Source organism: Pseudonocardia sp. SID8383, from assembly GCF_009864975.1.
Classification (GTDB): Bacteria; Actinomycetota; Actinomycetes; order Mycobacteriales; family Pseudonocardiaceae; genus Pseudonocardia; species Pseudonocardia alni.
In genome coordinates, this window is the sequence record NZ_WWFY01000179.1 from 1 (window position 1) to 6,961 (window position 6,961).

Here is a 6,961-nt window from a genome sequence, read left to right on the forward strand (position 1 = left end):
CGTCGCGGCTGCCCTCGCGGCCGCCGCCGTCGCGCCCGGCGCCGTCACGACGGCTGCCGCGCGGCTTGCGGGCGCCCTGGTGGTCGCCCTCGGAGTCGATGTACTCGGCGTCGAGCCCGGCGCGGGTGCGCGCGGACAGCGGGAGCCGCCCGGACGCCGTCGTCGGGATGTCGAGGTCGGTGAACAGGTGGTCCGAGGTCGAGTAGGTCTCGACCGGCTCGTCGATGCCCAGCGACAGGTCGTCGGAGATCATCTTCCAGCGGGGGGTCTCGTCCCAGTCCACCAGCGTGACCGCGACGCCCTCGCGCCCGGCGCGGCCGGTGCGGCCGATCCGGTGCACGTAGGTCTTGGCGTCCTCGGGGCACTGGTAGTTGATGACGTGCGTGACGCCGGTGACGTCGATGCCGCGGGCCGCGACGTCGGTCGCGACCAGCACGTCGACCTTCTCCGCGCGGAACGCGCGCAGCGCCTGCTCACGGGCGCCCTGGCCGAGGTCACCGTGCACCGCGGCGGCGGCGAAGCCGCGCTCGGCGAGGTCGTCGGCGACCCGCTGGGCGGTCCGCTTGGTCCGGGTGAAGATCATTGTCAGGCCGCGGTCCCTGGCCTGCAGGGCCCGGGTGACCAGCTCGACCTTGTCCATCGCGTGCGCGCGGTAGACGAGCTGCTTGGTCCGCTCGTGGATGGAGCCCTGGTCGGCCTCCTCCGCGCGGATGTGCGTCGGGCGGGTCAGGAAGGCGCGCGAGAGCTGCACGATCGGGCCCGGCATGGTGGCCGAGAACAGCATCGTGTGCCGCTCCTCGGGGAGCATGCGCAGGATCCGCTCGACGTCGGGCAGGAAGCCCAGGTCCAGCATCTCGTCGGCCTCGTCGAGGACGAGCGCCTTGACCCGGCCGAGGACCAGGTGGCGCTGCTCGGCGAGGTCGAGCAGCCGGCCCGGGGTGCCGACGATGACGTCGACGCCCTTGCGCAGGGCCTCCAGCTGCGGCTCGTAGGCACGGCCGCCGTAGATGGCGACGACGCGCACGCCCAGGTTCTTGCCCGCGGCGGCGATGTCCCGGGCGACCTGCACGCACAGCTCGCGGGTCGGGACGACGACGAGCGCCTGCGGGACGTCCTTGGTGCGGTCGGCGGCCTCGCCCTCGGCGGTGGCCGCGGCACGCTCACCGGGCGGGGTGATCCGCTGCAGCAGCGGGACGCCGAAGCCCAGCGTCTTGCCGGTGCCGGTGCGGGCCTGGCCGATGACGTCCTCCCCGGCGAGCGCCAGCGGGAGGGTGAGCTCCTGGATCGCGAACGTGCGCACGATGTCGTTCTCCGCGAGCGCGGAGACGATCTCGGGCCGGACGCCGAGCTCGGCGAAGGTCGGGGGGAGCTTCTCGCCGCCGGGGTTGGTCACGCCGAGCGGGGTCTCGCTGGGGGTGATGCCGGTGGGCAGGAAGCCCGGGTCGGCCTCGGGGGTGTCGGTGCTGTCGACTCGGGACAGTGTGATCGCCTCTCTCCGCGCACAGGAGCCGTGGCGTGGCTCGTCGACCGGCCCCGGGCCGTCGGGGACGGTCCGGGCGGGAGAGCCGCCGAGGCGCTGCGCGCACCAGTTCGGGTGCGGGTCCCGGTGAGACGTGCTCGGCCGTGTCGGCCGCTCGTCCCGTTACCCGGTCCCCGCGCGGTGGGCGCGTCCGCATGGAGTTCCATGAGCCCGAAATCCGGTGACGCGCTGCCCGCATGGTACCCGTCGCGGCGCGCGAACACGACGGCGCGGGCGTCGCCGGGTGTGGTGAGTTGTCTCGCCCCGTGGCCCGGGCGGCCGTCGCGGGCCGCCCGGCGGGCCCGTGCGGCCCGGTTAGGGTGACGGTCATGACCACTGGAGGCGACGCGCCGACGGCCGCGACCGTGGAGCTGCTCGGCGTGCTGGCCTACGGCGAGCTGTCGGCGTTCGACCGGCTCGCCGAGGATGCCCGGGCCGCGCCGACGCTGGCCGGCCGCGCGCAGCTGTCGACGATGGCGGCCGCCGAGATCGGCCACTTCCGCCTCATCGAGGACCACCTGGGCCGCAGCGGGATCGCCGTCGCCGACGCGATGGCGCCGTTCGTCGCGCTGATCGACAGCTACCACGCCTCGACCGCCCCGCGGAGCTGGTTGGAGTCGCTGGTCAAGGCCTACCTCGGCGACGGTCTCGGCGCCGACTTCTACCGTGAGGTCGCGGGCTGGGTGGACCCCGGCACCGGCGACCTGGTGCAGCGGGTGCTCGCCGACACCGGGCACTCCGCCTTCGCCGAGCGCGAGGTGCAGGCCGCCTGCGCCGCCAACCCGGCGCAGCGCGACCGGCTCGCCCTGTGGGGCAGGCGGCTGCTCGGCGAGGCCGTCACCCACGCCCAGCGGGTCGTCGCCGAGCGCGACGAGCTGGCCGAGTTCATCGTGCTCGGCTCGGGGGAGAAGGGCGGCGTGGCCGGGCTCATCCGGACGGTGCAGACCGCGCACGGCCGCCGGATGGGCAGGCTCGGACTCTCCTGAGCCCCGGCCCGGCGGTCCGCTCCCGGCTCGCCGATGCTCCGGCCCGATCTGGACTAGCCTGGCGAGGGCAAGGTGATCAGAAGTGACGGATCGGGAGGACCACCGGTGAAGGTCAAGATCGGCATCGCGGAGACCCCGCGGGAGCTCGTGGTGTCCAGCGACCGCACGCCGGACGAGGTGGCCCAGCTCGTGAGCGGGGCGATGAAGTCCGACGACGGGCTGCTGGACCTCACCGACGACGAGGGCCGTCGCTACGTCGTCCCGGTCGCCCGCATCTCGTACGTGGAGATCGGCCCGACCGAGGAGCGCCGGGTCGGGTTCGGCCTCAGCGGCTGAACGCACACGGAGTCGTCCGGGCCCGGTACCCGTCCGCGGGACCGGGCCCGACGCGTGTCCGGAGCCGGTGTGCGCGGGTCAGTCGGTCTCCGGCGGGGGCGGCCCGTCCAGCGCGAACGGCGGCCTGCCGGTGCCGGTGATCCGGAACCGGTCCCACACGTCCGGCTCGGACAGCGTGCCGACGGCGGCGTGCCCGGGCGTCCGGACCTCGGCGGTGCCGCCGCGGCTGCCGAGCAGCGCGGTGAGCCGGGGGTGCGCGGCGACCCGGCCGGACCAGTGGAGCCTGCCGTCGAAGGGCTCGTGCCGGGCGTCGAGGAGCACCTCGACGTCGACGGTCTCCCCGCCGAGCACCAGGGTGGCGGGCCCGCGGTAGCCCTCGTCGTGATCGCCGCTCACCGGTCGCGCCCCGAGGCGTCGTGCACCTGCGGCTCGGGGACCAGCCGCAGGATGTCGGCGTTCGCGGTGGGGGAGTCGATCCCGGCGACGCCGGCGATCCCGCCCCAGATCAGCGCGGACAGGTAGTTGGTGAGCGCGTCACGGCTCATCGTCCGGCGCTCCAGCCACCACTCGCCCGCGGTCTGGACCATCCCGATGATCCCGTGCGCCCACGCCTCGGCGCCGCCGGAGTCGCGGCCCTCGGCGCGCAGCCGCTCCCCGAACAGGGTGGTGAGCAGGGCGCCGATCTGGCCGCGGACGTCCTGCGCGATCTCGGCGCCCGGCACCGGCTCGGCCGGGTTCGCGACGACGAACCGGTACAGCTGGGGCTCGTCCTCGATCATCCCGAGGTAGGCGTCGATGACGGCGGCGACGTGCTCGATCGGCTCGGCATCGATCGCCAGCACCGGGTAGATCCGCTGCATCAGCATGTCCGCGGCGTGCTCGCTGACGGCCCGCTGCAGGTCGGCGCGATCGGCGAAGTGCCGGTAGAGCACCGGCTTGGTGATGCCGGCCGCGGCCGCGATCTGGGCGACCGAGACCCCCGGGCCGTGCTCGCGGATCGCCTCGACTGCGGCGGAGACCATCTCGGTCCGCCGTTCCTCCCGTCGGCGGCTGCGCGCGTCCGGCTTGACATCCCTCGTGTCCTGGGGCACGTTACCAGTGGTAACCGTTACCGGCGGTAACAGCAAGGGTTCCGGGTGTGGAACCCGCCACCGCAGGCCCCTCCCAGCAGGAAGGCGCGACCGATGAGCGCTCCCGCCCGCACCGGCAGCAAGACCAACCTCGCCGACCGCGAGGACACCGCCCGACGGCTGCTCAAGAGCTCGGTCACGACCTCCTACGACCCGTCGATCGACATCGACTGGGACGCCCCGCTGGTCGAGGGCAGGTACGGCATCGTCCCCGAGCGCGTGTCGCTCTACGGCACGCCGCTGTGGGACGGCCTGACCGAGGAGCAGCGGATCACGCTGTCGGTGCACGAGTTCTGCAGCGTCGTCCGGATCGGGCTGTGGTTCGAGATGATCCTCATGCAGATGCTGCTGCGCTACGCCTACGACCGCGACCCGCGTCGCGCACACATCCAGTACGCGCTGGTCGAGATCGCCGACGAGTGCCGGCACTCGATGATGTTCGCCAAGGCGACCGAGCGCTACGGCGTGCCGGACTACGCCCCGCGCCGGCTCACCCACGAGCAGGGCCGGCTGATGAAGACCATCGGCACCGGCCCGGCGATGTTCGCCGGCACCCTCTACGTCGAGGAGATCCTCGACCAGCTCCAGCGGGAGGGCATGCGCGACGAGCGCGTCCAGCCGCTGTCCCGCATGATCAACAAGATTCACGTCACCGAGGAGGCGCGGCACGTCCGCTACGCCCGGGAGGAGCTGCAGCGGATCATGCCGAGGACCAACCGCGCCGAGCGCGCCTGGGCCCGCTACCTCACCGCGCGGATCGCGTTCGTCGTCGCCCGCAACCTCGTCCACCCCGAGGTGTACCGCAGCGTCGGGATCGATCCGGCCGTCGGGCGGAAGGCGGCGCTGGCCAACCCGCACCACCACGAGATGCTGCGCTGGTCCTCGCGCAAGCTCGTGCCGTTCCTGCGCGAGCAGGGGATCGTCGGCGGCCCGACGGAGACCCTGTGGAAGCGCGCCCACCTGATCTGAGGAGGCATCCCGCGATGAGTACACGGATCGTCACCCGTGACGGGACCGGCCTGTTCGCCCGGGTCTCGGGCCCGGAGTCGGCGCCGGTCACGGTGCTGCTGGCGCACGGCTGGACCCTCGACGAGCGCTGCTGGGCCCCGGTCGCCGACGCCCTCGCCGTCGGTGCGCCCGGCGGCGGCCCCGCGCCGCGGGTGATCCGCTACGACCACCGCGCGCACGGCCGCTCCGACGACACCCCCGACGAGCTCAAGACCCTCGACGTCCTCGCCGACGACATGGCCGAGGTGATCACCCGGCTCGCCCCGACCGGGCCGCTGGTGATCGCCGGGCACTCGATGGGCGGGATGACGGCGATGGCGCTGGCCCAGCGCCACCCCGACCTCGTCGCGTCCCGGGTCACCGGTGTCGCGCTCGTCGCGACCGCCAGCGGCGGCCTCGGGGCGGCGGCGACGCTCGGGATGACCGGGCGGCCCGCGAAGATGTTCCTGGCCGGCAAGGACAAGGTGACCGTCAGCCCGCTGTGGACCGGGCGCCGGTCGCTGTCGACCCACCCCACGCTGCTGCGGGCCGGGCTGCAGCCGTTGCTGCTCGGCACCCGGCCGGACCGGCTCGCCGTCCGCGCGACCTGCGAGGCGATTGCCGACTGCCGCCCGACGACGGTCTCCGGGTTCACCCCGACCCTCACCAGCCACGAGCGCGACGAGGCGCTGGCGGCGTTCTCGTCGCTGCCGGTGGAGATCCTCGTGGGGACCCGGGACCGGCTCACACCGCCGCGGTTCGCCCGGCGGATCCATCGCAGCCTGCCGCGCGCCGAGCTGACCGTGTTCCCCGGCGCCGGGCACATGCTCCCGGTGGAGCGGGTCGGCGGGGTCACCGGCCGGATCGCCGCGCTGGTGCGCCGCGCCGGGGCGGAGCAGGCGGCCTGAGCCGCTCGCCCCGCCGCCGGGGCCGGGTCGTCAGATCTGGTCGAGGCCCTGCTTCGGGAACCCGGCGATGCCCCGCCAGGCCAGCGAGGCCATCAGCGCCACGGCCTCGTCGCGCGGGACCCGCTGGTCGGAGTCCAGCCAGAACTGGGCGCCGACCTGGCTCAGCCCGACGAGACCGACGGCGAGCAGCCGCGCACGGTCCTGGTCCAGGCCGGCGTCGGTGGTGACCGCGCCGGCGACCGCGTCGATGCAGCGGTCCAGCGCGCTCTCCACCAGCGCCGCGGCCTCCGGGTCGCCCCGCAGGTCGGACTCGAACACCAGGCGGTAGGCCTTGCCCTCGCCGGCGACGAAGTCGAAGTACGCCGCGACGGCGGCCTGCACGCGCTCCTTGTTGTGCTCGGTCCGCTCGATGGCGTTGGAGACCCGCTCGACGAGCTCCTCGGCGTAGGTCGTGAGCAGCGCCTGGTACAGCTCCAGTTTCCCGGGGAAGTGCTGGTACAGCACGGGCTTGGAGACGCCTGCCCGCTCGGCGATGTCGTCCATCGCGGCGGCGTGGTAGCCCTGGTCGGCGAACACGTCGCGGGCGGCCAGCAGCAGCTGGGCGCGCCGCGCACCGCGGGACAGTCGTGCGCCCCGTGGCGTGGCGGTTCCGGTCATGGGCCCCCTACCTCTCACCCGTCGTGGGAATACCCTACTAGCAGGTAACCGCGTTGACGAACGATCCGTGAACGGGCTTCTCCGCAGAAGGGTGACAACCTCTCACGATCGGCGGTGCGGGCCCCGGGCGGCGAGCCCGAGCGCACCCAGGACCGGCACGGCGGCCACCACGACCGCGGGCGTCCCCAGTACGGCGAGGACCACGCCGGCCACGGCGAGCACCACGGCCGCACGGACGTACGAGCGGACCTGAGCCCGCGCACGGCGGGCGATCAGCAGGGCGGCGGCCACCTCCGCGGGGCCGCCACGGGCGCAGATCCTCTCCGATCCGGGTGCGGGCACCACGACCGGGTCCGGCCGCGCGTCCGGAACGTCGTCCGGGCCGTCCGCGGACCCGGGTCCGGCCCCGTCGGCGGCGGGCCAGGGGACCAGCTCCAC

9 protein-coding genes are annotated in these 6,961 nt (G+C 74.1%); 4 read left to right on the forward strand and 5 right to left on the reverse strand.

Annotated elements, in window-relative coordinates; translation table 11 throughout:
* On the reverse strand, positions 1-1,393 hold a 1,393-nt coding region (locus tag GTW08_RS04400), incomplete at its 3' end, for a DEAD/DEAH box helicase (RefSeq protein WP_346009849.1).
* A 455-nt stretch (positions 1,394-1,848) separates the two neighbouring features.
* Between GTW08_RS04400 and GTW08_RS04405 the strand changes: the two genes are divergently transcribed.
* The gene (locus GTW08_RS04405) at positions 1,849-2,505 is read left to right on the forward strand and encodes a ferritin-like fold-containing protein (RefSeq protein WP_020625914.1); all 657 of its coding nucleotides are present in this window, start codon (positions 1,849-1,851) and stop codon (positions 2,503-2,505) included.
* 105 nt (positions 2,506-2,610) lie between these two features.
* The gene (locus GTW08_RS04410; protein ID WP_073578315.1) at positions 2,611-2,841 is read left to right on the forward strand and encodes a DUF3107 domain-containing protein; all 231 of its coding nucleotides are present in this window, start codon (positions 2,611-2,613) and stop codon (positions 2,839-2,841) included.
* A 78-nt stretch (positions 2,842-2,919) separates the two neighbouring features.
* On the opposite strand, the gene GTW08_RS31475 is transcribed toward GTW08_RS04410, so the two are convergent.
* Both GTW08_RS31475 and GTW08_RS04420 read right to left on the reverse strand, forming a co-directional pair.
* Entirely contained in the window at positions 2,920-3,237 is a 318-nt protein-coding gene (locus GTW08_RS31475; protein ID WP_073578316.1) for a DUF4873 domain-containing protein, read from the reverse strand.
* The gene (locus GTW08_RS04420; RefSeq protein ID WP_083659134.1) at positions 3,234-3,863 is read right to left on the reverse strand and encodes a TetR family transcriptional regulator; all 630 of its coding nucleotides are present in this window, start codon (positions 3,861-3,863) and stop codon (positions 3,234-3,236) included. Before GTW08_RS04420 ends, GTW08_RS31475 begins: the two co-directional genes overlap by 4 nt.
* A 162-nt stretch (positions 3,864-4,025) precedes the next feature.
* Here GTW08_RS04420 and GTW08_RS04425 point away from each other — a divergent pair, with 162 nt between their 5' ends.
* Both GTW08_RS04425 and GTW08_RS04430 read left to right on the forward strand, forming a co-directional pair.
* Complete coding sequence (locus GTW08_RS04425; protein ID WP_073578318.1) at positions 4,026-4,940, forward strand: AurF N-oxygenase family protein; 915 nt, start codon at positions 4,026-4,028, stop codon at positions 4,938-4,940.
* Positions 4,941-4,954: 14 nt separating this feature from the next.
* A complete protein-coding gene (locus GTW08_RS04430) occupies positions 4,955-5,866 on the forward strand; it encodes an alpha/beta fold hydrolase (protein ID WP_073578319.1) in 912 nt (303 codons plus the stop codon).
* A 30-nt stretch (positions 5,867-5,896) separates the two neighbouring features.
* Here the strand turns inward: GTW08_RS04430 and GTW08_RS04435 are convergent, their stop codons facing one another.
* Positions 5,897-6,523, reverse strand: a complete 627-nt coding sequence (locus GTW08_RS04435) for a TetR/AcrR family transcriptional regulator (protein ID WP_062400521.1) — start codon at positions 6,521-6,523, stop codon at positions 5,897-5,899.
* Between the two features lie 102 nt (positions 6,524-6,625).
* Positions 6,626-6,961: hypothetical protein (locus GTW08_RS04440; protein WP_237453533.1), on the reverse strand; the 336-nt coding region annotated here is incomplete at its 5' end.

Bases quoted from the DNA above. Each gene is read 5' to 3' on its own strand.
- GTW08_RS04405 (WP_020625914.1), top strand. From the start codon at position 1,849: ATGACCACTGGAGGCGACGCGCCGACGGCCGCGACCGTGGAGCTGCTC.
- GTW08_RS04420 (WP_083659134.1), bottom strand. From the start codon at position 3,863: ATGGTCTCCGCCGCAGTCGAGGCGATCCGCGAGCACGGCCCGGGGGTC.
- GTW08_RS04425 (WP_073578318.1), top strand. From the start codon at position 4,026: ATGAGCGCTCCCGCCCGCACCGGCAGCAAGACCAACCTCGCCGACCGC.
- GTW08_RS04430 (WP_073578319.1), top strand. From the start codon at position 4,955: ATGAGTACACGGATCGTCACCCGTGACGGGACCGGCCTGTTCGCCCGG.
- GTW08_RS04435 (WP_062400521.1), bottom strand. From the start codon at position 6,523: ATGACCGGAACCGCCACGCCACGGGGCGCACGACTGTCCCGCGGTGCG.